This is a genomic window from Imperialibacter roseus, assembly GCF_032999765.1.
Taxonomy (GTDB): Bacteria; Bacteroidota; Bacteroidia; order Cytophagales; family Cyclobacteriaceae; genus Imperialibacter; species Imperialibacter roseus.
Genome location: NZ_CP136051.1, coordinates 4,440,186 through 4,464,585, shown reverse-complemented (window position 1 = coordinate 4,464,585; position 24,400 = coordinate 4,440,186). Strand labels below are relative to the sequence as shown.

Genomic DNA, 24,400 nt, shown 5'->3' with positions numbered 1-24,400 from the left:
TTTCTATAGCAAATAGTATGAAACATAAGAAACACATATCATGAAGAAGAACATTAACATTATTAAGGTTGTAATCCTTGGCATGCTTTTGATAGTCTCGGCGGCGTGGATATCTCTGCCAGGCGAAGAGCCGTCGGCAGGAAGCGATGACTTGGCGGCTACAACGAAACGATACCTGTATGTTGCCACCCCGGGGATAAGAGACTATCTGGGGTATGGGGGGCATGGAATACTTGTCTTCGATATGGACAATAACCATCGGTTCGTGAAAAGAATACCGATGAAGGGTTATCACAAAGATGGCACACCATCTAATGTAAAAGGTGTAGCGGTAAGCCTGGCCACCAACAGTATCTATGTCAGTACGCTGGAGACCCTGCAAAGGATAGACATTACTTCTGAGAAAGTAGTGTGGGAGATACCTTTCGAAGGTGGATGCGACCGAATGTCGATTTCACCGGATGGTAAAACAATGTACCTGCCATCATTGGAAAAAGACTTTTGGAATGTAGTTGACTGTGCGTCAGGTGAAATCAAGAGCAAAATACAGGTTTTCACCCGTGCCCATAATACCATCATTGGCATGTCTGGTTCCAAAGCCTATCTGGCAGATATTGGCACGCCTTTTTTGAATATTGCTGACACTAAGACCCATACACTTGTGAGCAAGGTGGGGCCATTTGGTGGAGGTATTCGCCCATTCACAGTCAATAGTGATGAGTCGCTTGTGTTTGTTAACGTCAACGAGTTGCTGGGTTTTGAAGTTGGAGACCTGAAAACAGGCGAAAAGTTGGCCAGGGTGACGGTGGAAGGCTGGGAAAAGGGACCAGTCAGGAGACATTCCTGCCCAAGTCACGGTATAGGTCTCACACCTGACGAGAAGGAAATTTGGGTGAGCGACGGACATAACATGCGCATGCATATTTTCGAAAACAAGCCTCCATACAAGCAACTCACCACTATTCCTTTGCAGGACATGCCAGGGTGGGTGACTTTCAGCCTTGATGGTAAGTATGCCTATCCGTCAAGCGGCGAAGTGATCGATGTAAAAACCCGCAAAATTGTGACGTTGCTTACTGATGAGGATAACAACTATGTGGCTAGTGAGAAAATGGTCGAAATTCAATTCGTTGACAACAAAGCGGTGAAAATTGGTGACCAGTTTGGACTGGGTCGTGCTCCTCATTAAACGATTAAGTAGGTAGGTGAAAGCAGGGGGGTATACAGTATCAGCTGATCATAAGCAGTCTGATAGGTGAATGCCGGTCGAATCATAGCTATTGGCAATCATTGCTGTATAACCCCTCCCTTTTTTGTCGGTTCAAACAGCACTCCAAACCTATTCCATGTCGGGCGGCAGTTCATTTGGTTGCCATATGTAAATTGTTTTGTATGATTTGTTTTTGATTGCAGTGAGACAGTGAGCAATGTTGCTCAATACTCTAGGTAACGTTTTATTAAGCTAACTCTAAAGTTGTAATGCTATGCATAGTTTTTCTCGCCGTTTGTTATCTGCATTGACGCTATTAACGGCGCTCAGCATGTGTTTTGAGCTGCAGGCGCAATCAGGCAAAGCCCTCGGAAAAAAGGAGTCAAAGGAATGGTTCAAAGAGCGTAAATGGCTGAGCAACGATAATCTGGTTCCTCATAAGTCCATTGACCAACAAGAGCTGGCCAGGCAGTACAGTGCCCATAAAGATTGGTGGGATAAGGCCTTTGCCTATATGCAGCGAGACGACCTTGCCAGCATTAAGCCGGGCAGGTACCCCATTGACGGTGAAAACGTTTTTGTGATTGTCAGCGATGGCCCGACTAAAGAACTTGCGAAGACGAAATATGAGTCACACAAGGTTTACGCCGACATTCACTATGTTTTTGACGGCAAGGAGAAAATTGGCATAGCCCCAGTGGAAGGATCCACGGTGACTGAACCGTATGATGCTGAAAAGGAGATCATGTTTCATGAAGCCAAAGGCAAATATTACGAGGAGAATCCTGAGACCTTTTTCGTCGTTTTCCCAGGTAAAGATGCCCATCGGCCTGGCGTAAAAGTAGAAGGGTACGATACGGTGAAAAAGATAGTTATTAAAGTCAGGGCTGGTGGCTGATTTCGCCGCAAGAGGTTGGCTGATTTAGTGCGACTGCCGGGTTGACCAAGGCTCACGCCGATCCACTTCACGCAAAGTATTTTAATAAGGATGTGCAACGCCTAAAATTTAGGTGACTGGGTGAGAATTGTATAAGGTTTTTTAAAAAAAAAACGCCAATGAAGCTGGTTTTTCTTGATACCAAAACGATTGGAGATGTTCCCAATATCAAATCATTGGAGCGCTTCGGTGAGGCCATTTATTATGAAACTACCTCTTCGGATCAAACGCTGGAGAGAGTTCGGGAAGCGGATATAATTATCACTAATAAGGTGGTTATCGACAGAGGCACCGTTCACGAAGCCAAAAGATTGAAGCTGATTTGTATTGCCGCCACAGGCACCAACAATGTGGACATAGCAGCGGCTAATGAACTGGGAATTCCCGTAAAAAACGCTGTCGACTATTCTTCAAAAAGCGTGGCTCAAGGGACGTTTGCCATCTTGCTCCAATTGATAAACAAAGTGCCCTACTACGACAATTATGTGAAGTCAGGGGCCTATTCAAAGACGGATATTTTCACGCACTTTGAAAAACCTTTTTGGGAATTAAGCGGAAAAAGATTCGGTATTATAGGGCTCGGCAGCATTGGATTGCAGGTGGCAAAAATTGCGGAAGCCTTTGGGGCCGAAGTGGTTTACTATTCCGCCTCGGGTCAAAGTTATGAGGTACCCTACCCTCGTCTGGAACTGGAAGAGTTTCTTGCCACTGCCGATGTTGTAAGTATACATGCCCCTTTGAACCAGCACACCAGCAACCTGATCAACTACGAAAGACTTGGTCTCATGAAACGCTCCGGCTTGTTGATTAATGCTGGTCGGGGAGGTATAGTCAATGAAACAGACCTGGTGAGGGGACTCAACGAGGGACTTATTGCCGGGGCTGGTATCGATGTGTTTGCCAGAGAGCCGCTGGACCCTCAAAGCCCACTTTTATTGGTAAATGAAAAGGAAAAACTGGTGATGACGCCGCATTCCATCTGGGCAAGCATGGAAGCTCGAACATTGCTGATTGATAAAGTGGGGCAAAATATTCAGGAATTTTTGGGAGGAGTTGATAAATGAAAACTGGTGGGCCATTTGAGCCAGCCAGGTAACTTAAATCTATTCAGATAACATACTATGAAAATAAGAGCTGCAGTATTACATGATATGGGCGCAAGCAGACCCTATCATGAAAGCAAACCTCTGACCATAGAGGAGGTAGACCTGGCTGGCCCCGAAGCGGGTGAAATTCTCGTGAAGATACATGCCGCCGGACTTTGCCATTCTGATTTATCGGTAATGGACGGAAACAGGCCCCGCCAAATGCCCATGGTGCTGGGGCACGAAGCCGCCGGAGAAGTGGTAGAGCTGGGGCCAGGAGTCACTGACCTGGTGGTGGGTGACCATATTGTATTTTCATTTGTGCCCATTTGTGGGCACTGCATGCCTTGCATGACCGCCAGGCCCGCTTTGTGCGAAAACGGCATGGCCGCCAACAACAGCGGTGTTTTGCTAGGTGGAGGCACAAGGCTAACCAACAAGGAAAATGCAAAAGTACATCACCATATGGGGGTGTCAGGTTTTGCTGAATACACGGTTGTGTCGAGGCAGTCGGTAGTGAGAGTAGTGAAAGACCTTCCGTTTGACATAGCCGCCCTATTTGGCTGTGCCGTCATGACGGGCGTGGGTGCAGTCATCAACACAGCCAGGCTATCGATGGGCGAGTCTGTCTTGATCACTGGCATGGGGGGTGTGGGCTTTGCCGCACTGCTGGGCGCACTGGCAGGAGGTGCGAGCAAGGTGATTGTCGCTGACGTCAACAAAGAGAAACTAGCCAAGGCGCTGGAGCTGGGGGCTCATGAAGCCATTGATACCTCGGAGCCAAACGCACTTGAAAAAACAAGAGACCTGACCAACGGCGGCGTAGATATTGGGCTGGAGTTCGCAGGAGTGGTTGCTGCGCTGGAGTTTACTTACAATGCTACGGCACGAGGCGGAAAAACGGTGACGGCCGGTTTGCCACACCCAAGCAAGAAAATGGAATTTGCTCCTGTGAAACTGGTAGCTGAAGAAAGAACGCTACAGGGCTCCTACCTGGGCAGCTGCATTCCGGCCAGAGATATTCCTGCCTATATCGCTTTGTATCAATCCGGCAGGCTGCCAGTAGACAAACTCATGACTCACAAGCTTGTGCTCGATCAGGTGAATGAAGGCTTTGAAAGGCTGGCAAAGGGAGAGGCCATACGCCAGATAATCACTTTCTGACCCGGGCATGCCCAGAGTTGAATTAACTTAAACAGACAAAAAAGTGGAGACTAGCAAACTAATAAGAACAGAATCCTACGTGAATGGCCAGTGGGTGCGTGCTGCCAGCGGAAAGACTTTTGACGTGACGAACCCAGCAACGGGCGAAGTACTGGCCAGCGTGACCGACATGGGTCGTGAGGACACACGCAAGGCCATCGACGCAGCCAATGCAGCGTGGCCCGCATACAGGAACCTCACAGCCAAAGAGCGGTCTGCATTGTTGCGCAAATGGTTTAACCTCATTTTGGAAAACAGGAATGAATTAGCCAAACTAATGACCCTCGAATGTGGGAAAGTATTGAACGAAAGCCTCGGCGAGGTGACTTACGGTGCCGGTTTTGTTGAGTGGTTTGCCGAAGAGGCTAAGCGCACTTATGGTGATGTGATCCCTGCCAATAGCAACGACAGGAGAATTGTCGTCATCAAGCAATCGATCGGTGTAGCAGCTGCCATCACTCCATGGAATTTTCCGCTCGCTATGATCACAAGAAAAGTTGGTCCTGCCCTGGCGGCGGGCAGCCCGGTAGTAGTGAAACCGCCAACGGAGACTCCCCTTACCGCTCTGGCCATTTCTCACCTTGCTGAGCTCGCAGGCTTTCCTCCGGGCGTATACAATACGGTTACCACATCGGACAACAGCGAGGTAGGGAAGGAGCTTTGTGAAAACAAAAAAGTGCGAAAGCTGTCATTTACAGGCTCCACTGCCGTAGGCAAGGTGCTCATGAGCCAAAGCGCTTCAACCCTTAAAAAGCTGTCGCTGGAACTCGGTGGTAATGCGGCTTTTATTGTTTTTGACGACGCCGACATTGATGAAGCAGTGAAAGGCGCTATGGCGTCCAAGTTTCGCAACAGCGGTCAGACCTGTGTATGCGTCAACCGGCTTATGGTGCAGGACGGCATTTACGATGAGTTTGTGGAGAAATTTTCAAAGGCTGTAGCAGCGCTGAAGGTAGGCAATGGCCTGGAGGAAGGCGCTGAGATTGGGCCACTCATCAATGAAAAAGGGCTGGCTAAGGTGAAAAATCATATGGACGACGCCCTGGCCAAAGGAGGTAAAGTAGTAGTAGGGGGCAAGGCATTGGAGGGCTTGTATTTTGAGCCCACCGTCCTTGCCGAAGCCTCTCAGGAGATGATCATTTCCCGGGAGGAGGTGTTTGGCCCGGTAGCTCCTGTGTTCAGGTTCAAAACAGAGGAAGAAGCCATCCGGATCGCCAATGATACCGATTTTGGTCTTGCATCATATTTCTACAGCCGGGATGTTGGCAGATGCTGGCGGGTAGCTGAAGCCTTGGAAACGGGTATGGTGGGCATTAATGAAGGTATGATATCCACCGAAGTGGCACCTTTCGGCGGAGTGAAACAATCGGGTATTGGCAGAGAAGGATCCAAATACGGCATGGACTACTTTATGGAGATCAAATACCTGTGCTTTGGTGGCCTTAAATAAGTATTAGAAAGTGAAGCAAAGCGGAAAATGAAAACATCAAAAATTGACATACCAGGAGTGAAAATAAACGGAGCGGTGTCGAAAGGCTACGAAGCCATTCTTACCCCCGAAGCCATTGAATTTGTGGTGGCGTTGCACCGTAGTTTTAATAAGAGAAGGACACAGCTTTTGCAGGCCAGAGAAGTAAGGCAAAAGGCCATTGATGCTGGCGAGCTGCCCGATTTTCTCGGGAGCACCAAAAAAATCCGTGACGGAAACTGGCAGGTAGCACCCATTCCCGCTGACTTGCAGGACAGACGAACTGAGATTACCGGCCCTGTGGATCGAAAAATGGTAATCAATGCACTCAACTCTGGTGCCAGGGTGTTTATGGCCGACTTTGAAGATGCCAATTCGCCCACGTGGGAAAACTGCATCGATGGCCAGGTCAATCTGAAAGACGCCAACTTGAGGGAAATAGACTTTACAGCCCCTAATGGTAAACTTTATGCACTGAAGGAGGATGTTGCTACTCTTGTAGTCAGGCCCAGAGGCTGGCACCTGACCGAGAAGCATGTTGAGGTAGACGGCGAGCCTTTGTCTGCATCACTGTTCGACTTTGGTCTCTACTTTTTTCACAATGTCCATGCGCTGCTTGAAAACGGTTCCGGCCCCTATTATTACCTGCCCAAACTGGAAGGTCACCTTGAGGCACGTTTGTGGAACGATGTTTTCGTGAAGGCACAGCAGTTGTTGGGTATTCCTCAGGCGACCATAAAGGTCACCGTGCTGGTGGAAACGATTTTGGCCAGCTTCGAAATGGAGGAAATCCTGTATGAACTGAAGGATCATATTGCTGGCATGAATGCAGGTCGATGGGACTACATTTTCAGCACAATCAAAAAACTAAGACATCACAAGGCATTTATTTTACCCGACCGTGCTCAGATCACCATGGGTGTCCATTTTATGAAATCCTATGCCGAACTTTTGGTGAAAACATGCCACAAACGGGGTGCCCATGCCATCGGAGGGATGTCTGCTTTTATTCCGTCAAAGGATGAGGAAGCAAATAACCTTGCGTTCCAAAAGGTGCATCAGGACAAGAAGAATGAAGCCAGCCAGGGCTACGACGGTACCTGGGTGGCGCATCCATTTCTGGTGCCTGCGGCAATGGAGGAGTTTGATGCGGTTTTAAAAACGAAGCCACACCAGAAGAATGTGATGCGAGCCGATGTAACTGTCGGTAGAGACGATCTTTTGAACCTGAATATTGAGGATGGAAAAATTACAGAAAATGGCTTGCGCTTAAACATAAATGTGGGCATTCTTTACATTGAATCATGGCTTCAGGGCACAGGCGCCGCTGCTCTGTACAACCTGATGGAAGACGCTGCTACAGCCGAAATATCAAGAGCGCAGGTTTGGCAATGGCTGCACAGCGAGGGTGTGTTGCTCGACGACGGAAGGGCTGTCGATATCGAATTGTATGAAACGCTGTTTGAAGCCGAAAAAGCCAATGCGGCGCTATTTCTGGGTGAAGAAAGGGTAGCCTCCGGCAAACTGCAAATCGCCGCCGAGTTGTTCGACAAACTTGTGCGAGAGGAGGACTTTAAAGACTTTCTCACCCTTGATGCCTACCATTTGTTGTGAGCGGCTGGTTAAACATTTTGAATTGATTTATCTTCAAATCAGGCACTTGAATTGAGCATTCAAAGCATGCTTGTGCCTTTTCGGTAAGCCCACTGGGGCGACGTTATAAACACCATACCTATGTCTTTTTCACTACTTTCATTTCTTGCGCTTTTCCCAATCCTGGTCGTTGCTATTATGTTGGCTGGGTTCCGGCTTTCAGCCCGAATTTCGATGCCGATAGGCTTTTTGCTTACCGCCATCGTGGCTTTTCTGGCCTGGGATTTCCCACTGGCTAATATTCTGGCGTCTACTATTCAAGGACTGTTCATCACCTTCGATATCTTATATATCATCTTTGGTGCCATCCTGATGCTCACATTATTGAACTACTCCGGAGCTATCACAGTCATCCGGCGTGGCTTTTCTGACATCAGCACCGACAGGCGTGTACAAGTGGTGATCATCGTTTGGCTGTTTGGATCGTTCATTGAAGGAGCTGCCGGCTTTGGCACGCCTGCCGCCATTGTGGCGCCGCTGCTGGTGGCCATGGGATTCCCATCCATGGCGGCCGTCATGCTCGGCATGATGGTGCAAAGCACTGCTGTTACCTTTGGCGCTGTGGGCACACCCGTGCTGGTGGGATTAAGAGGAGGCCTGCAGGGTATTGACTTTGAAGGCCAACTATCCGCCGCCAATATTAGTTTCCTCGACTACCTGCACATAGTGACCAGTCAAGTGGTGGTGTTGCACGCCATTGCCGGGGTTTTTATGCCCCTGTTTATGATTTGCATGATGACCCGTTTTTTTGGCGCCAACAAAAGCTGGCGGGAAGGCTTTGCCATGATTCCATTCGCTATCCTCGGCGGGCTGGCGTTCACTATTCCTTATGTGATCACTGGCTTTGTGCTGGGGCCGGAGTTTCCTTCCCTATTTGGATCCCTCGTTGGCCTTGTCATTGTAGTGGCAGCTGCTAAAAAAGGATTTCTGGTACCGAAGACCGGCTGGGACTTCCCGCCCAGGGAGAGCTGGCCTAAACTATGGCTTGGAAGCCTCGAAGTGCAGCCAGACAACAAACTGGAAAAGGCTCCATTTTCGCTGGCTGTTGCCTGGGCTCCCTATTTGTTGGTGGCGGCGCTTCTGGTACTCAGCCGCCTTCCGCAGCTGCCTTTTAAAGGCATGCTTACCAGCATCGCCGTGAGCTACAACCAAATTCTGGGTACAGATATTTCAGCCAGCAGCACGCCCTTTTACTTGCCGGGTACCATTCTTCTTTTGGCTGGATTTTTAACCGTTTTGTTGCATAAAATGGAGATGGGGAAAGTCAGGCAGGCTTTTTCCGACAGTAGTAAAATGATTTTGGGCGCAGGCTTTGTCTTGATTTTCACCGTGCCTATGGTGAGAATTTATATCAATTCAGGGGTTAATCCTGGAAACATCCCCGGAATGCCTATAGTCATGGCCGAGTGGGTGGCCTCCAATGTCGGAAGTATTTACCCTTTATTTGCCCCTTCCATTGGCGCACTGGGGGCCTTCATTGCCGGCAGTAATACCGTCAGTAACCTCATGTTCAGTTTCTTCCAGTTTGGAGTGGCTGAGCGGCTGTTGATGCCAGGCACGCTTATGGTGGCACTTCAGGCTGTGGGAGCAGCGGCGGGGAATATGATAGCGATACACAATATTGTGGCTGCATCTGCCACCGTCGGCTTTCTAGGGCAGGAGGGGCTGATTTTACGAAAAACCATCATCCCAACCATCTACTATCTATTGGTAATCGGTGTTTTAGGCTTGCTGGCTATGAACTTTGTGGAAGTTGCCGACCCTTTATTTGGTTCATAGTAAAAACAGCCGATTCAGCTGCCTAAAACGAATCAAAAAAGCTCCTTTGTTTGCTAAGCTTCAGGTCTTGCAGAAGCGCCGACTTGGCTCTCAAAGTGACAGAGTAGGAGGTAAACCGCCCAAAGGGTGTCCAGTCAACGGACAGCTCCCAGCAGTGGATATCCCGAATGATGCCGAGCCTGGTTTGCGTTATTTCTTTGTTTTTGAAGTCGTAGCCGGAGCTGAATGTGATCTTGGTGTTTTCGGTGATGGACGTATTGCCATTCATCGTGAACGACTGCGTCACTACCGGGTCAGCAAACCCTGTTTTCCTAAAGTCCACATTGTAACTCAGCCGCAGGTCCCATGGGATATTGAAATCTACATACTGATCGGGGTGCGTCCGGATGTAGTCTTTTTCTTCTTCAGTGCCAAACTCACTTTCCTTGTCTTTATTTTGCTCTTTTTGTGCCTTTGGGTTAAGACTGGTGCTTAAAGCAATACTTGCATTACTTAAATTTCCTATTCCCTGGCCGTGGTTCCAGGTGTATTCATCCACTTTTGTTTGATATACCTTACGTACACCGCCGGTGTTGGTGGTGCTGTCAAGCACGTACAAATACGGATCAAGCGTCATCCTGTAGTTAATGTCCAATTTGTTAAATAGTAGCGTTCTGGTGGTAAAGCCTATTGTGCTCAGGTTAAAGGAGTCGGCTAGCAGGTTGTAACCGGAGCTGATGGACAGGTTGTCGAGCAGCTTCACTTTTTTGAACTCCTGGGTGCTGTCCTTTCTGTCTCGTACTTTCATCTCAAAGTTGTTGTTGAGCGAAAAGCCGATGCTGCCCGATTTCCCCAGGCCCGGCCCACCAAACACAAACCCGTCGTATTTTGAATACAACTTCGTTCTCCCCAGCGAGTCACTTTGGACATTTTGATAGACACCGAACCTTTCTTCCGAAAAGTCAGGCGAGTAGGATAGGGAGATGGTCGGTGTGATTACATGGCGAATAGCTTCCACTTTTTCTCCTTTTACGAACACCATACCGTAAAGCCTCGTGGAGAAACCTGTCCCGAAACTATAAGATCCGGCCCGGCTAAAGCCACGAACCGTATCGGTAACCACTTCTTTTTGCTCGTCGTCCCATCGCCTGTTGAGCTCTTTCAGGTACCACCATTCAGTGTAATTAAAGCTGGGGCTGACGCTGATAAATTTAAGTACATTAAAGGTGGTGGAAATTGGTACCGAATGCCGTCCGCCATTTTTGGAGTTACGAAGCATGCCCGGAAGATTGTCGGAATTGACGGGCAGGTACTGTTCAGACCCATCAATATTGGCATTGTAGTTTGGGTTGGTGTTGTTGAATTCGTTTTTAAGGCTAAAATTGTGTGAAACACTCAGCTTATCAAGCACAGAGGCATTTCCGGAGGTAATCCATGCAAGTGGGAAAAACCGGTTGGTGTTCAGTGTAAACTCCGGCGCCGATATGGTCATCGATTTGGTTTGCACGTTCTGGCTTTGCCTGAAGTTGAGCGAGGCATTGAATGGTGTGCCTGTGAACGTTTTGCTCATACTCACGCTGGAGTTGAACTGTGAGTTGGTGTTGAATTGCACACTCTGGTAGTTATTTTGGCTATAGGTGGAGCTGCCTGCGTTTACTGACGACGAAATCCGGAACGTTCCTTTTGTTTCTGGGGTATGACTCCACCTGATCCAATAGTCTTTGGTCGACAGGCTGTCCTCTTCATTTTCGCCCTTATTCCTGTTGTACGACAGGTTCATATTGCCATTGAAAGCATAACGCTTTTTGTATCGGAAGTCAGACGTTGCACCGTAGCTGCCTTTGGAGAAAACCTGGGCGGTCAGCGCCAAGTCCATATAGTCGTTGATGGCGAAGTAGTAGCCCCCGTCTTTCAAAAAGAAGCCCCTCCGCCGTTCTTCTCCATATTTGGGGACCAGCACACCCGATACTTTCTTTTTCGGCTGCGGAAACATACCGAAAGCAAAACCCAGGGGTGTTGGGATAGACCTGAAATGAAGATTGAAATGCCCCGAAACGACCTTATTGCCAGGGATCACTTTCAGTTTACTGGAGGCTATGTGAAAGTGGGGATCTTCGAGGTTACAAGTGGTATATTTGGCATTCCTGATAAAAAGCTCGCTGCTGGCATTCATTTTTACTTTTTCACCGTGCATGTAGGCATCGCCTTGCTGGGTGACAATCCCGTTTACAAGCGCCTTTCTGGTTTTGAAGTTGTAAGTCATGTCCTGAGCATTGTAGCTCTCATCACCCTCGGTGAACACGGGCACACCGACTTTCTTTCCCAATGAATCTGTCGTATAGTTGGCTTTGATTGTATTCGTAGGCCAGTCGATGTCTATTCTACTTCCCTGAAGCTCGATTTTGCCGTAGTTAATTTTCCCTTCACCATAGAGCATCACTCTTTGGGTGTTTACGTCCAAAAAAATGGAATCTGCCGCCTCGTATTTAATGGCCGTTTCGATATCGCTTTTAGGGATTTCTTTGGCCACCTTGGCGGAATCGGATTTCAAAGTGTCCGCCGCTAATTGCTCGTTAACCAGGGAGTCGATATCCATGTTTTGAAAGAAATCACTCCCTGGTAAACTCAACGTGTCGCTGCCTAAAAACCTTTGCTCTGGTTTTGGCACCAGCGTATCTCCTTTCAAAATGGGGAGTTGCTCTCCGATGGCTACGCTATCTTGTCCCGATTTCTGGCCTAAATTTTGCCCATGCCCCCATGTGGATATAATGATGCCGATAGCAAGTAGTAAGGCATTTTTTATTGAGAGCATTTAAAATTGGGACAATTAAGAAATGGTTATTTGAAATGAACGACCAGATTTCAGTTTCTGATAAAAATTTTCAATTTTGCGTAAAATTATTTCGTTTAAGGTTAACAACCGAAATGTTGTGAAAAATATTGTCTTATTACTTTCATTTTCACTGCTTCTGGTTGCTGCATCCTATTCCCCAATTGGGCTTCACGACTACCGGGTAAGGAAGGTTGTGATTGATGCCGGACATGGCGGCAAGGATCCTGGAACACACGGAAAGATATCCAAAGAGAAGGATATAGCATTGAAAATAGCCCTGGAATTGGGCCAAACAATCAAGAAATATCTTCCTGATGTAGAAGTCCTCTATTCCAGAGAGGATGATTCCTTCCCTTCTTTGCATGATAGGGCGCTATTTGCCAATAGAAACAACGCTGATCTTTTTATTTCTATACACTGTAATTGGGTGGCAAACCCATCTGTTGAAGGCACCGAAACCTATGTAATGGGACTTCACAAGAGCGATGCTAACTTCGATGTAGCCAAAAGAGAAAACGCCGTTATCCTCCAGGAGGAGAACTCCGAAGTGTATGAAGGCTTCGATCCCAACTCTCCCGAGTCGTATATCCTGTTTAGTTTAACCCAAAGTGCTTACCAGCAAAATAGCCTTAGTTTGGCGTCAAAAATTGAGCATCAGTTCAAAACAAGGGTAGGTAAGCACAGCCGGGGGGTAAAAATGGCAGGTTTTTGGGTGCTTTGGGAAACTTCCATGCCCAGTGTTTTGGTTGAAACAGGGTATCTTAGTAACGAGAAGGAAGAAAAAGAACTCAACGATCCCTTACAGCAATCGTATATAGCTTCTGGCATCTTTCGGGCATTCAGAGATTACAAGAATGAGATTGAGTCAATGAACTAAACCAGACTACGTGAGATTTTCTAAAGAATTTAAAGTAGGCTTATTTACTATTGTATCTGGAGCACTGCTATACTACGGCTTCAATTTTTTGAAGGGAACCGACTTTTTTTCCAATACCAGCAAATACTATGCACTTTACGAGACCATTGATGGCTTAAAAGTGGCTAACTCGGTCATAGTGAACGGGTATTCTGTTGGACGGATTAGCAAAATCCGCATCCTGCAGGATAGGGGCAATCAGGTTCTGGTGGAAATGACCATCGACGAGGACATCATATTGACTGACTCAACAAGGGCAAAACTGTACAATGTCGACTTCCTGGGGAGCAAGGCCATCGAGCTTAGCATCGACGATGTTGGGATGCCTATCGAGGATGGCGACACGCTGATTTCCGAGATAGACAAAGGAATTACCGATTTTCTTAAAGAAAGTGCCGCACCGGTGGCCGATAACCTTGGCATAACCATCAGAAGAATCAACGAGATTCTTTTAGGCCTGCAGGGTAGTGGCGAAAAGATCAACAGCACTATTGGCGAGCTTCAGGTGATGGCCCACCAGGTCAACGGCATTATTGGTGAGAACAAGGAAGAGCTCAACAATGTCATGATTTCGTTTCAGGAGCTGGCCGCTCAGCTTAGCCAAACCATCAAGCGGATTGACCCGATTTTGGTCAATGCCAATGGAGCTATTGAAAAAGTAAATGCACTGGAGCTACAAGCCACCCTCGATGAGACGCAAGAACTTCTTTCACATGTGAATACTACACTCGACATGTTCAATAAAGGGGAGGGCACGGTAGGCCGCTTGCTCAAAGAAGATTCAATCTATTCCAACCTGAACAAAACCATCGAGGATCTTGACAGCCTGGTAGTTCATATCAATGCATATCCCAAGCATTTCTTTGCTCCGCTGGGCAAAAGCAGGAAGAAAATCGAAAAGGACCTGGCGAGGGACAAAAATTGATCCTTTTGAGGTAATTTGGGTTTCACCTGAGCCGATGCGAATGGAGGCACGTCAGAATTAGCTATTAACCCAAAAGCTTATATGAATCTGGAATTCAACAAAAATGAAGATGCGCTAAGGCTCCTCGTTAGTGAACTCAATCAGAAACTTGCCGAAGTAAAAAAAGGTGGTGGCACTAAAAAAATAGACGCCCAACATGCCAAAGGAAAGCTCACCGCCAGGGAGAGGATACACCACCTGATCGATCCCGAATCGGAGTTTCTGGAAGTGGGTGCGCTCGTGGGAGATGGTATGTATGAGGAGCATGGCGGTTGTCCTTCCGGAGGTGTTGTTGTCGGGATTGGCTATGTAAGCAAACGGCAGTGCGTGATAGTGGCCAACGATGCCACTGTAAAGGCCGGTGCCTGGTTCCCCGTCACAGCCAAAAAGAACCTAAGGGCCCAGGAAATCGCTATTGAAAACAAACTTCCGATCATTTACCTCGTCGACAGTGCTGGCGTTTTTCTGCCTATGCAGGATGAAATATTCCCTGATAAGGAGCACTTCGGGCGGCAGTTCCGCAACAACGCCCTGATGTCGAGCATGGGAATTGTGCAGGTGGCGGCCATTATGGGTAGTTGTGTGGCTGGTGGTGCCTATTTGCCTATCATGTCCGATGAAGCGCTGATTGTGGAGGGAACAGGTTCCATTTTTCTTGCTGGCAGCTATTTGGTAAAAGCAGCCGTCGGTGAGGATGTAGACAGCGAAACGCTCGGGGGTGCTTCCACTCACTGCGAAATATCGGGGGTTACTGATAATAGGTATCCAAATGACGAAGCATGTCTCGATGCAGTAAGGAAGATTTTTGACAAGATAGGGGCTCCGGAGCATGCGGGCTTTGACCGGATAAAAGCTGAACTACCACTTGATGAGCAAAAGCTGTCTGGCCTCTTTCCTGTAGATAGGGTCAAACCCTACGACATGCTGGAAGTGATCAAGTGTATGGTGGACAGATCCGAATTTGATGAGTACAAACCCGAATACGGAAAGACGCTCATTTGCGGACACGGAAGAGTCGACGGATGGGCAGTGGGGATTGTGGCCAACCAACGGAAGATAGTGAAAGCAAAAAAGGGCTCTGGAGCTGCCTCAGAAATGCAAATGGGCGGAGTGATTTATAGCGATTCGGCTGATAAAGCGGCCCGTTTTATTATGAACTGCAACCAACGAAAGATACCGCTCGTTTTTCTTCACGACGTGAGCGGGTTCATGGTGGGGAGCCGGGCTGAGCATGGCGGCATCATAAAGGACGGCGCAAAGATGGTCAACGCTGTGGCTAATTCGGTGGTGCCCAAGTTTACTTTCATTCTTGGCAATTCATATGGTGCTGGCAACTATGCCATGTGTGGCAAGGCCTATGACCCGAGGTTGATTTACGCCTGGCCAACGGCCCAGATTGCCGTAATGAGTGGCAGCTCTGCGGCCAAAACGCTCTTGCAAATCAAAGTATCAACCCTCAAAGGGCAGGGAAAGGAAATAACACCGGAGGCTGAGAAGGAACTCCTGGACGAGATTACCGACAGCTACAATAAGAAGTTAAGCCCTTACTATGCGGCTTCTCAGCTATGGGTGGATGGGATCATTGATCCCTCCGATACCAGAAAAATTATTTCCATGGGCATTGAAGCGGCCAATCATGCCCCTATTACCAGACCATTCAACGTGGGAATTATTCAAACATAACAGGCGTTAAGGGGCATGCATTAATTTGAAACTCTCTTTTGATTCTTATTTTTTTGAGGCATTTTGACGAGGTATTTCTCCATTTACAGAACTAAAGTTATTCAGTATAAATGAGTGTAGAGGTGATCAATGAGGGAGAGCTAAAAGCGCTGGTGTCGTTGCTTGACGACGACGACACAGAGGTGAGCACTCATGTGGAGGGCAAAATAATGTCGCTTGGCACGACCATTATTCCGTTTTTGGAAGGAGAATGGGAAAAAAGCTTCAATCCAACTGTTCAGCGAAGACTGGAGGACATGATTCATACGCTTCAGTTCGATCTTTTGCAGGAGCGATTGAAGGCGTGGATGGATGAGAGGGAAGACAACCTGCTTGAAGGCTTGTGGTTGATTGCGACCTACCAATACCCCGACCTGGAGCTCAGCAAGCTGGTAAGAGACTTTGAACAGCTTTTTGTGGACGTTTGGACGGAGCATAACCCTGAGTTGAGTCCGTTTGACCAGGTGAAGATGTTGAACAGTGCCATCTTCGGAAAACTGAAGTTCAGCGCCAATACAAAGCATTTTCATTCACCCGCCAACTCAATGATCAATACGGTGCTTGAGTCGAGAAAAGGCAATCCCATCTCGTTGTGCGTGGTTTACATGCTGATAGCGCAGAAGCTCGATATGCCTGTGAAAGGCGTGAACCTCCCGAATCTGTTTATCCTTACTTACAAAACGGAAAAGCTTCAGTTTTACATCAATGTATTCAACAAAGGGTTGGTGTTCAGCAAAGAAGACATCAACAATTACATTGAGCATTTACACCTCGTTCCTCAGGAATCTTATTATCAGCCGTGCGCTAACCTCGAAATCATAAGGCGTATCATGAGAAACCTGATCGTTTCTTTTGATAAGCTGGGCGACTACCATCGCACCGATGAAATAAAGATACTATTGAAGGTGTTGGGGGATGAAGAGATTTATTAACGGCTTTTTGTTATTGGAGTAATTGCATAGCATTACCTACTGGTATCGCTATTACACCATTGCCGATAGAGTATTCTTCAGTACCTGGGTAAACCACAAAACGTTCTACGGCCCTGACATCTTCACAGGCGTGATAAAATCCCTTCGAAAGTACTGGGGTCAAAGATTTTTTGATTTCGATGGCGAAGTTACCTCCTCCTGGCTTTTCAATAATGAGGTCAATTTCTGCTCCTGCTGATGTTCTGTAAAACCATGGTGTACTACCTAACTTCAAATTCGACAACATGTTTTCCATAACAAAGCCTTCCCAGCTTAGTCCTGCAATGGTGTGACCCAATAAATCATCCATAGTTATCAGGTTAAGAAGGGAGTGAGTAAGCCCGCTGTCCCGGATATAAACTTTGGGTGATTTGACAAGCCTTTTGCCTATGTTTCCAGCCCATGGTCGTAACGTTCTGATGAGAAGTAAGTCTTCAAGGAGATCAAGGTAGCGCTTGATAGAGGTGACGGAGGTGTCAAGCCCGGTTGCCAAAGTTGACATGTTGACTTGAGAGCCTTGCGAGTGCGCAAGCATTGTCCAAAGCCTTCGTAAGGTGGTGGCGGGAATTCTGGAACCGAGCTGAGGAATGTCTCTTTCCAGATAGGTGGAAATGAAATTGGAACGCCACCGAAAGCTGGATTGATCTGATGGGGCAGTGTAGCTATCAGGAAATCCGCCTCTTAACCACAACCGATTGATATTGTCGGTCTTGTGGTTATAAGTTTCGTTAATGGAAAGTCCGGTCAACTCAGTAAAAGCAATCCGTCCTGCTAATGATTCAGAAGATTGTTTTAAAAGATCCAGAGAGGCAGACCCGAGAATTAGAAATTGCCCCGATGTATAACCTTCACGTTTACGGTGATCGATAACTCCTCGCAGAATCGAGAATAACTCTGGCGCTCTTTGTATCTCATCGAGGATGATCAGCTTGCCTTTGTGAAGTTCGAAGTATTGTTCTGGCTCATGCAGCTTCGAGAGATCTGACGGAAGCTCGAGGTCTAGGTAGACGGATTTGGATTTCATTGTTTTTGCAATAGCGTCGGCGAGCGTCGTTTTGCCTACCTGCCTTGGCCCAAGTATCGCAACTGCAGGAAATTCTGTTAGCAGTGTCTGTATTTGTCTTTGAATCTCTCTTGGAATCATCCTTGCAATTTTAACATTAAATGTTAAAATTGCAAGGATGATTCTTTGCCTGCAACGCAGCTTTTAAGGAGAATTTTTCTATTTCTGACAAAACACACTCTGTCAATTCGATAAACTGAGCCTTTAAGCACTATCTGCAAGGCGACTACCACCGCACCGATGAAATAAAGATACTCTTAAAGGTGTTGGGGGATGAAGAGGTTTATTAACGGCTCTTAATCATGCAACCAGTAGGTCTCGTCATCTTTTTGGCAACTGCTTTCCCGGCAGCTAATGCCCGGGCCGCATTGGCCAGATAAGTCTCCGTTACCTCTTCTTCCGACATCGGGTTGTCGTCGAATGCTCCCTGATAAACCAATTCATAATTGCTTCCTGAAGCTTTGATCAGGAACACTTCTGGTGTTTTTTGGGCGTTGAACATTTTCACGCACTGCTGCTGTTTGTCGGCCAGGTAGGGAAAAGGATAGCTTTTTCCTTTCATCTTTTCCACAGCATCATCGGGGCTTAGTATGCCATCGTTGGGATTTACCAACACAGTATGTATACCGAGTCCCTTGAGCTCAGCCGCCAGCGTCACTATTCGCTTTTCGTAAAGCTTGGCATAAGGGCAGTGTTCACTCGTAAAAAATACGACAATGCCCTTAGCTCCGGATAAACTTGAAAAACTAAAGGATTTTCCTGACGAAACGTCCTGCAGGTTGATATCGCCCGAGATAGTTTGGCTGTAAACCGGCGCAGTAGTTTGAAGTAAGCAGGCAATTAAAAAAAATACACAAGCAGTCTTTTTCAATTCTAATATTCTTTTAAGAAGATAAAATATAAAATATTTTATATAAATATAGCTATTTATCGGGTATATACCACCCAGTTTTCTTTCATGCGAAAGAAATCGAGAGATATTTTTTTAATGCTACCATTAATATTGGCCTTAGACAATACCTTTTTTTTGGTATTTTCTATGCTCTCTATTGTTATGTCGTCCTTCAGCGACAAACCGCTTCTTCCGTTCATTTTGAAAATAGCCTCCTTGGCGGCCCAAATGAGGCATAGCTGATCAAGGTTGTTTCCTTCTACCAAAGATGTTTCTTCATCATTCATGTATTTACTGCTTGCTCTCACAAGCTGCTCTCTGGGTCTTTCAATATCTATGCCAACAGGCTTTTTGAGATGGATACAGCTCACAGCATACGGGTAGGCATGCGACCAGGAAAGGAAAAACTCGTCTCCCTTAGGGTGCGGCTTGCCGTGGAAGTCTTTATAAACTCCGTGAAACGGAATATTGATAGCCCCGGCAAGGTGCTCTGTCGCAAAACGGCAGGCGAGGTACTCCAGCCTTTTGATGGGGTGGATGGTTCCTTCCTGCCCATTGTCGATCCAGGGGGTTCTGTGAAGACGCTCTTCAAATTCCTCGTACGACTCGGTGATTTCCCAAATCGCCAGAATTTCGTCCTCACTAATACGTTTCGTCAGAACCACTGGCATCTTTTGTATGTTTGTAATCCGTTGATCGAAACTAAATAGAGAAAGTGCAATGTCAAAAGTGGAGGTGAAAAAATTGGCTGCCATTACCGGGCACAAAGACTGTATTTATACGTTAGCCCGGGGAGGCACCAGCCAGCTGTTCTACTCCGCTGCCGGCGATGGTATGGTGGCCAGCTGGGATTTGGAGGCACCGGAAAACGGTCGACTGGTAGCCAAGCTGGACAATTCAATTTATGCCCTTTGTTACATCCATGAGGCTGGCTTTTTGGTCGCTGGACATAATTACGACGGCATCCATTTCATTGACACTGCCAAAGGCAAAGAAAAAGCTTCCCTGAAGTTGACCGACGCTGCTATATTCGATATTCAGTACTACAGGGATTTGTTATTTGTGGCGACTGGAAGCGGTGAGGTGATTGTGATTGACTGGCCAAATGTGAAAATTGTTCGCAGGCTTAAATTCAGCGACAAAAGCGCCAGAACGATTGCCGTGAACCCGGTAGACAGGCACCTGGCAGTGGGTTATTCCGACGCTGCCATAAGAGTGATCGATCTTCAAACTTATGATTTGATCAATACCATTGACTCTCATACCAATTCTGTGTTCTCTGTTTGCTACTCACCTGACTTCAAATGGCTGCTAAGCGGGGGCAGGGATGCTCATTTGAAGGTGTGGGATGTGGAGAAGGATTATGTGGCTTATGAGTCCATCGTTGCCCATATGTATGCCATCAATCACATTGTTTACAACCCTTCGGGTAGCCATTTTGTAACGTGCAGCATGGACAAAAGCATCAAGGTGTGGGACGCCTCAACACTTCAACTACTAAAAGTGATCGACAAAGCACGCCATGCCGGGCACGGCACTTCGGTGAATAAAATGCTGTGGACGGCTTACAATGACCAGCTTGTTTCTGCCAGCGACGACAGGTCCATATCAGTGTGGGATTTGAATTTCAACCCCTCCCACTTTGAATGACAATAGATTTTACCTACCTTTCTGCCCTATTTTAGCTCACCTGCAACTTCATTTTCGGTTTATTAGTTAACCCCTTGGCGATACCGCCGTCGAAAGGAAGATATACTATCAGATGAAAATTACTCCGTTAGAAATAAGGCAAAAGTCTTTTGAAAAGGCTTTTAGAGGCCTCGACAAAGATGAAGTGAATGCATTTTTGCTCACACTTTCACAAGAGTGGGAGAGAATGCAAGATGAGCACAAGGAGTTGCGCTATAAGCTGGAGGCCGCCGAAAAAGAAGTTGCCAAGCTCCGTGAAGTTGAAAGCTCGCTGTTCAAAACCCTCAAAACTGCTGATGATACGGCTGCTAACCTTATCGAGCAGGCCAGTAAAGCAGCCGAACTTCATATGAAGGAGACGCAAATGAAGGCGGAGGCGTTGATGAGCGAAGCGAAAAACAAGGCCCGTGCGATGATTGAGAGGGCTGAAGATCATTCGAGAGAAATCATTGAAGATTTGCACGAGGAAGTGAAAACCCTGGAGCAAACTTATAAGTCTATTGAGAACCATCGTGACAATTTGATCAATAGCCTGAGGATGTCGTCCAGCGATATCATGGAAAAGGTGGATCGCATCGAAAAGAACAGAAGCGGAAAAACCTTTGATGAACAATTGAAAAAGGTAAAGGCTCTTTCCCGTGCGAAAAAGGAGATTTTTTCGGATGAGGATGTGAGGCTTGAGTCGTCTACTGAGGTCACAAAACTTTCCGTGGAAGCTGGGGTAAAGCCAGCTCAAAAAGCTCCCGTAAAAGAAGAAGTCAAAGCGAAGACCGTCACCGAATCCAGAAAGGTGATCAAGGTAGCAGGCGAGGAGTACAGCCTGGAGGAAATCAGTTCGACGGGCTCATTTTTTGATGAGCTGAATTGATGCAGGGAAAAATTGCACTGAAAGGACTGATGTTTCACTCTTTTCATGGCGTTCATAGCTTTGAACGTGAAAGAGGCAATGATTTTCGCATTGACCTGGTTTTCCAAACAGACATTTCCAAAGCCGCTTTGTCCGATAAGCTGGCCGACACCCTCGACTATGAGGAGGTATATCAGATAGTGGCTGAGATCATGGAAGTTCCGGTTAACTTACTTGAGCACCTGGCTTACAAAATATCAGAGAAGCTTTTTGCAGAATACACTGAGGTGAAGATACTTGACATAACTGTGGCTAAGATATTGCCGCCGCTGGAGGGCAGGTGTGAGGAGTCGTCAGTGAGCCTGGTCAGGCACCGGTAGGTCGGGGTTAACAAAAGAAAAACCACGGGCATCAGCGCCATCGTAAAAATCTACCTCCAGGCCGATCAGGTACATGGTGTGCTTTTTCTCAATAAACACGTTTATTCCTGCTATTGAGTACTCAATGTCTCCCTCTTTTTTCTTGTCGAAACCAAGCATGTAGGAAACACCTGCACAGCCCGCTCCTCTGATACCAATGCGCAGACCATAGCCTTCCGGGATTTTCTTTTTGGCAATGATCTCTTTGATCTCCCCCAGCGCTTTCTCGCTAATGCTTACAGGGTGTATATTCATCTGTATTCGCTAATTTTTCCAAAACTCAGGCAAAGTTGCTGCAATTCGGGGATTTAAATTTATTTATTTTGAAAACGGTAAGTCCGTTAAAATAATTCTAACTTCAAATCAAAACCCTGGTAAATGGAACCCTTAGTTGATCTTGCAAAAATCATTATCCCGGCTGGCCTGGTACTTTATGCTATGTACCTGATGGTTAGGTCGTTTCTGAACAAGGAGTTGGAAAAAAGGATGTTGGAGTTGAAAATGAAGAATACCGAGAGCATTCTTCCGATCAGGCTCCAGGCCTATGAGAGGATGTGTCTTTTTCTTGAGAGGATATCGCCAAGTAACCTGCTTGCCAGGCTCAGCACCGGAAACCTCACTTCCAAGGAACTACAGCATGTGCTTCTCAAGGAGATCCGGGATGAGTTTAACCATAATTTGTCGCAGCAGCTTTACATGTCAGATGACGCCTGGAGGTCGATAAAAAGTGCCATGGAAAGTGTGATTATGATTGTTAATCAGGCCATTACAGAGGTGAATCCAGAATCGAAGAGTATTGAATTGGCAAAGGCCGTCATTCAAAGGGCCATGCAGGAAGAGCGTGACCCCGTAGAGCAAGCCTTGAGTTTTATGAAAGATGAAATCAGAAAGGTGTTTTAGGTCATATGGAGGAGAATAAGGAGAAAAAAGCGCTGTCGTCGTATGAAAAGAAAGCCGAGAGGGTACTTCGGGATGGAGAGCGTGTGGATAAAATAATTGGGAGCGTGTCCACAAAGCTTGGTGAGATTACCCGAAGCAATGAAAAGCTCAGTGGTTTTGTCGGACGGATCAAGGTTATTTCCAGAATGGTGAAGAACTATATTTCTGGTAATTACCGTGTAATGCCCTGGAAAAGCATCGTCCTCCTGGTTGCTGGTCTTATTTATTTTATCACCCCTATAGACCTTATTCCTGATTTTATTCCAGCGCTGGGGCTTATCGATGACATCTCAATGATTGCATTCATTTACCGTAGCTTAAAGCAGGATATTGACGAGTACCTGTTATGGGAAAGGGATAATTTTTCGATTTGAACAGGGCAGCGTAATTGGCAAAATAAGGTGCGACTAAATTTTTCAAAGGACATTTTGTACTTAAGCAAGATGGAAATAAGTTTATCTTGAACGACTTGCCGTTTGATACCAGCAGCAAATGATTCAATAAGCTGGTAAGTTTTTTCTCAACCAGCACCTGCCAGGCAAAAAGCCTGCGGAAAGAGCGGCCGCAGTGGTGGTATCCGTCAATGGTTTTAAGCAACTTTCAGATAGAGTTGCCGACAATTAAACTTCAATGATATGGGTAAGACTGCACTTATAGCTGGTGCCACTGGTTTGGTTGGTACATCGCTGCTGGATCAGCTGGTTGGCGATGATTATTATGATAACATTGTAGTCCTCACACGAAGAGAGCTCCCATCTGCAAGCAGCAAAGTTCGGGCTGTTATAACAGATTTTGAGAATTTGGAGAGCCTTTCCGCTGATATCCAAGCCCATCATTTTTTTTGCTGCCTGGGCACCACTTTGAAAAAGGCCGGATCGAAGGAAGCTTTTTTTAAAGTGGATTATACCTACTGTTTCAATCTGGCTCAGGTGGCCGCTAAAACTGCCACATGTGAGCAGTTCCACATTGTTACCGCCTTGGGAGCCAATGCTGAGTCGGTCATTTATTACAACAAAGTGAAAGGGATGCTCGAAGAGGCGTTGAAGAAATTAAGTCTCCCTTCGCTATATATTTACCAACCCTCTCTTCTTTTGGGTGAAAGGAATGAGCGCCGCCCTTTTGAAGAAATTGCCAAGTTTTTTTCCAAACTATTCTCCTTTTTCATGATAGCATCGAGTAGAAAGCTTTTTGCTATTGACGCCAGCAGGGTGGCAAAGGGAATGGTCGTTACGGCCAAAAAGGGGCTACCAGGCCTCCACGTTTTCCCCTCCCGACAAATTGAAAAAATTACGACAACAAAGGATTAGCCTGAATTGATTATTGATTGTACTTTGAACCTGATAATGTTTCGAAGGAAAAATAAGAGCAATGATTGGAGTGGTTCAAAGAGTGTCGGAGGCATCGGTAACGATTAACGGCGCCGTCGAAGGAAAAATCGGAACTGGTATTATGCTGCTTCTGGGTATTGAGGAGGCCGATACTCAGGAGGACATAGAGTGGTTGAGCAGGAAGATTGTCAATCTGCGGATCTTTAACGACGATGACGGTGTGATGAACCGAAGCCTTGCGGAGGTTGGGGGCGACATACTGCTTATCAGTCAATTTACGCTGCATGCCAGCACAAAAAAGGGCAACCGGCCTTCCTACATCAAAGCTGCCAGGCCGGATGTGGCAATACCTCTTTATGAGAAAATGATTGCCCGGCTGCAGGCTGATTTGCAACGTGAAATTGAGACGGGTGAGTTTGGGGCCGATATGAAAGTGGCACTTGTAAACGATGGCCCTGTTACGATCATTATTGATACTAAGAACAAAGCTTAAACCCTTCCAG

The 24,400-nt window shown here is 46.7% G+C and carries 23 protein-coding genes; 18 read left to right on the top strand and 5 right to left on the bottom strand.

Translation table 11 applies throughout. The features are described 5' to 3' along the window. The first annotated feature begins 40 nt into the window (after positions 1-40). The 7 genes from RT717_RS18805 (at position 41) to RT717_RS18775 (ending at position 9,335) form a co-directional block, all read left to right on the top strand. Entirely contained in the window at positions 41-1,189 is a 1,149-nt protein-coding gene (locus tag RT717_RS18805; protein ID WP_317487928.1) for a YncE family protein, read from the top strand. Positions 1,190-1,484: 295 nt separating this feature from the next. Next, positions 1,485-2,108: a YhcH/YjgK/YiaL family protein gene (locus tag RT717_RS18800; RefSeq protein WP_317487927.1), complete on the top strand. Its 624-nt coding sequence runs from the start codon at positions 1,485-1,487 to the stop codon at positions 2,106-2,108. Between the two features lie 158 nt (positions 2,109-2,266). Continuing rightward, positions 2,267-3,211, top strand: coding sequence for a D-2-hydroxyacid dehydrogenase (locus RT717_RS18795; protein ID WP_317487926.1), 945 nt, complete (start codon positions 2,267-2,269; stop codon positions 3,209-3,211). 57 nt (positions 3,212-3,268) lie between these two features. Then, on the top strand, positions 3,269-4,396 hold the full coding sequence (locus tag RT717_RS18790; RefSeq protein ID WP_317487925.1) for a zinc-dependent alcohol dehydrogenase family protein: 1,128 nt from the start codon (positions 3,269-3,271) through the stop codon (positions 4,394-4,396). A 43-nt stretch (positions 4,397-4,439) separates the two neighbouring features. Beyond that, positions 4,440-5,885 carry an NAD-dependent succinate-semialdehyde dehydrogenase gene (locus tag RT717_RS18785; protein ID WP_317487924.1) on the top strand — a complete coding sequence of 482 codons (1,446 nt, stop codon included), beginning with the start codon at positions 4,440-4,442 and terminating at the stop codon, positions 5,883-5,885. A gap of 27 nt (positions 5,886-5,912) precedes the next feature. Next, positions 5,913-7,517 carry a malate synthase A gene (aceB, locus tag RT717_RS18780; protein ID WP_317487923.1) on the top strand — a complete coding sequence of 535 codons (1,605 nt, stop codon included), beginning with the start codon at positions 5,913-5,915 and terminating at the stop codon, positions 7,515-7,517. 120 nt (positions 7,518-7,637) lie between these two features. Further along, positions 7,638-9,335, top strand: coding sequence for an L-lactate permease (locus RT717_RS18775; RefSeq protein WP_317487922.1), 1,698 nt, complete (start codon positions 7,638-7,640; stop codon positions 9,333-9,335). Between the two features lie 22 nt (positions 9,336-9,357). Here RT717_RS18775 and RT717_RS18770 read toward each other — a convergent pair whose 3' ends face one another. After that, positions 9,358-12,126 carry a putative LPS assembly protein LptD gene (locus tag RT717_RS18770; RefSeq protein ID WP_317487921.1) on the bottom strand — a complete coding sequence of 923 codons (2,769 nt, stop codon included), beginning with the start codon at positions 12,124-12,126 and terminating at the stop codon, positions 9,358-9,360. Positions 12,127-12,244: 118 nt separating this feature from the next. Here RT717_RS18770 and RT717_RS18765 point away from each other — a divergent pair, with 118 nt between their 5' ends. From RT717_RS18765 to RT717_RS18750, 4 genes are all read left to right on the top strand, one after another. After that, entirely contained in the window at positions 12,245-13,024 is a 780-nt protein-coding gene (locus RT717_RS18765; RefSeq protein WP_317487920.1) for an N-acetylmuramoyl-L-alanine amidase family protein, read from the top strand. A 10-nt stretch (positions 13,025-13,034) separates the two neighbouring features. Then, positions 13,035-13,988, top strand: a complete 954-nt coding sequence (locus RT717_RS18760) for an MlaD family protein (protein ID WP_317487919.1) — start codon at positions 13,035-13,037, stop codon at positions 13,986-13,988. A gap of 81 nt (positions 13,989-14,069) precedes the next feature. Then, positions 14,070-15,710: an acyl-CoA carboxylase subunit beta gene (locus tag RT717_RS18755; protein ID WP_317487918.1), complete on the top strand. Its 1,641-nt coding sequence runs from the start codon at positions 14,070-14,072 to the stop codon at positions 15,708-15,710. 110 nt (positions 15,711-15,820) lie between these two features. Further along, positions 15,821-16,681 carry a transglutaminase-like domain-containing protein gene (locus RT717_RS18750; RefSeq protein ID WP_317487917.1) on the top strand — a complete coding sequence of 287 codons (861 nt, stop codon included), beginning with the start codon at positions 15,821-15,823 and terminating at the stop codon, positions 16,679-16,681. Between the two features lie 10 nt (positions 16,682-16,691). On the opposite strand, the gene RT717_RS18745 is transcribed toward RT717_RS18750, so the two are convergent. The 3 genes from RT717_RS18745 to RT717_RS18735 all read right to left on the bottom strand — a co-directional run bounded on the left by RT717_RS18745 (position 16,692) and on the right by RT717_RS18735 (position 19,346). Next, positions 16,692-17,864 carry an ATP-binding protein gene (locus RT717_RS18745; RefSeq protein ID WP_317487916.1) on the bottom strand — a complete coding sequence of 391 codons (1,173 nt, stop codon included), beginning with the start codon at positions 17,862-17,864 and terminating at the stop codon, positions 16,692-16,694. Between the two features lie 205 nt (positions 17,865-18,069). After that, entirely contained in the window at positions 18,070-18,654 is a 585-nt protein-coding gene (locus RT717_RS18740) for a redoxin domain-containing protein (protein WP_317487915.1), read from the bottom strand. A gap of 56 nt (positions 18,655-18,710) precedes the next feature. Further along, positions 18,711-19,346 carry a 4'-phosphopantetheinyl transferase family protein gene (locus RT717_RS18735; protein WP_317487914.1) on the bottom strand — a complete coding sequence of 212 codons (636 nt, stop codon included), beginning with the start codon at positions 19,344-19,346 and terminating at the stop codon, positions 18,711-18,713. A gap of 49 nt (positions 19,347-19,395) precedes the next feature. On the opposite strand from RT717_RS18735, the gene RT717_RS18730 reads away from it, so the two are divergent. The 3 genes from RT717_RS18730 (at position 19,396) to folB (ending at position 21,591) form a co-directional block, all read left to right on the top strand. Continuing rightward, on the top strand, positions 19,396-20,325 hold the full coding sequence (locus RT717_RS18730; protein WP_317487913.1) for a WD40 repeat domain-containing protein: 930 nt from the start codon (positions 19,396-19,398) through the stop codon (positions 20,323-20,325). Between the two features lie 112 nt (positions 20,326-20,437). Then, positions 20,438-21,232 (top strand): DivIVA domain-containing protein, encoded by a 795-nt coding sequence (locus tag RT717_RS18725; RefSeq protein ID WP_317487912.1) that lies wholly within the window; start codon positions 20,438-20,440, stop codon positions 21,230-21,232. Continuing rightward, the gene (folB, locus tag RT717_RS18720) at positions 21,232-21,591 is read left to right on the top strand and encodes a dihydroneopterin aldolase (RefSeq protein WP_317487911.1); all 360 of its coding nucleotides are present in this window, start codon (positions 21,232-21,234) and stop codon (positions 21,589-21,591) included. The genes RT717_RS18725 and folB overlap by 1 nt, the downstream gene beginning before the upstream one ends. Here the strand turns inward: folB and RT717_RS18715 are convergent. Beyond that, on the bottom strand, positions 21,565-21,885 hold the full coding sequence (locus RT717_RS18715; RefSeq protein ID WP_317487910.1) for a HesB/IscA family protein: 321 nt from the start codon (positions 21,883-21,885) through the stop codon (positions 21,565-21,567). The genes folB and RT717_RS18715 overlap by 27 nt on opposite strands. 123 nt (positions 21,886-22,008) lie before the next feature. Between RT717_RS18715 and RT717_RS18710 the strand changes: the two genes are divergently transcribed. From RT717_RS18710 to dtd, 4 genes are all read left to right on the top strand, one after another. Beyond that, on the top strand, positions 22,009-22,530 hold the full coding sequence (locus RT717_RS18710; protein ID WP_151998023.1) for a DUF7935 family protein: 522 nt from the start codon (positions 22,009-22,011) through the stop codon (positions 22,528-22,530). Between the two features lie 5 nt (positions 22,531-22,535). Continuing rightward, entirely contained in the window at positions 22,536-22,943 is a 408-nt protein-coding gene (locus RT717_RS18705) for a YkvA family protein (RefSeq protein WP_317487909.1), read from the top strand. A gap of 261 nt (positions 22,944-23,204) precedes the next feature. Then, positions 23,205-23,876: an NAD-dependent epimerase/dehydratase family protein gene (locus RT717_RS18700; protein WP_317487908.1), complete on the top strand. Its 672-nt coding sequence runs from the start codon at positions 23,205-23,207 to the stop codon at positions 23,874-23,876. Between the two features lie 61 nt (positions 23,877-23,937). Next, positions 23,938-24,390 (top strand): D-aminoacyl-tRNA deacylase, encoded by a 453-nt coding sequence (gene dtd, locus RT717_RS18695; RefSeq protein WP_317487907.1) that lies wholly within the window; start codon positions 23,938-23,940, stop codon positions 24,388-24,390. Positions 24,391-24,400: the final 10 nt, after the last annotated feature.

Bases quoted from the DNA above. Each gene is read 5' to 3' on its own strand.
- RT717_RS18790 (WP_317487925.1), top strand. From the start codon at position 3,269: ATGAAAATAAGAGCTGCAGTATTACATGATATGGGCGCAAGCAGACCC.
- RT717_RS18805 (WP_317487928.1), top strand. From the start codon at position 41: ATGAAGAAGAACATTAACATTATTAAGGTTGTAATCCTTGGCATGCTT.
- RT717_RS18770 (WP_317487921.1), bottom strand. From the start codon at position 12,126: ATGCTCTCAATAAAAAATGCCTTACTACTTGCTATCGGCATCATTATA.
- RT717_RS18745 (WP_317487916.1), bottom strand. From the start codon at position 17,864: ATGATTCCAAGAGAGATTCAAAGACAAATACAGACACTGCTAACAGAA.
- RT717_RS18775 (WP_317487922.1), top strand. From the start codon at position 7,638: ATGTCTTTTTCACTACTTTCATTTCTTGCGCTTTTCCCAATCCTGGTC.
- RT717_RS18795 (WP_317487926.1), top strand. From the start codon at position 2,267: ATGAAGCTGGTTTTTCTTGATACCAAAACGATTGGAGATGTTCCCAAT.
- RT717_RS18800 (WP_317487927.1), top strand. From the start codon at position 1,485: ATGCATAGTTTTTCTCGCCGTTTGTTATCTGCATTGACGCTATTAACG.
- RT717_RS18700 (WP_317487908.1), top strand. From the start codon at position 23,205: ATGGGTAAGACTGCACTTATAGCTGGTGCCACTGGTTTGGTTGGTACA.
- RT717_RS18730 (WP_317487913.1), top strand. From the start codon at position 19,396: ATGTCAAAAGTGGAGGTGAAAAAATTGGCTGCCATTACCGGGCACAAA.
- RT717_RS18710 (WP_151998023.1), top strand. From the start codon at position 22,009: ATGGAACCCTTAGTTGATCTTGCAAAAATCATTATCCCGGCTGGCCTG.
- RT717_RS18755 (WP_317487918.1), top strand. From the start codon at position 14,070: ATGAATCTGGAATTCAACAAAAATGAAGATGCGCTAAGGCTCCTCGTT.
- aceB (WP_317487923.1), top strand. From the start codon at position 5,913: ATGAAAACATCAAAAATTGACATACCAGGAGTGAAAATAAACGGAGCG.
- folB (WP_317487911.1), top strand. From the start codon at position 21,232: ATGCAGGGAAAAATTGCACTGAAAGGACTGATGTTTCACTCTTTTCAT.
- dtd (WP_317487907.1), top strand. From the start codon at position 23,938: ATGATTGGAGTGGTTCAAAGAGTGTCGGAGGCATCGGTAACGATTAAC.
- RT717_RS18750 (WP_317487917.1), top strand. From the start codon at position 15,821: ATGAGTGTAGAGGTGATCAATGAGGGAGAGCTAAAAGCGCTGGTGTCG.
- RT717_RS18735 (WP_317487914.1), bottom strand. From the start codon at position 19,346: ATGCCAGTGGTTCTGACGAAACGTATTAGTGAGGACGAAATTCTGGCG.
- RT717_RS18715 (WP_317487910.1), bottom strand. From the start codon at position 21,885: ATGAATATACACCCTGTAAGCATTAGCGAGAAAGCGCTGGGGGAGATC.
- RT717_RS18705 (WP_317487909.1), top strand. From the start codon at position 22,536: ATGGAGGAGAATAAGGAGAAAAAAGCGCTGTCGTCGTATGAAAAGAAA.
- RT717_RS18725 (WP_317487912.1), top strand. From the start codon at position 20,438: ATGAAAATTACTCCGTTAGAAATAAGGCAAAAGTCTTTTGAAAAGGCT.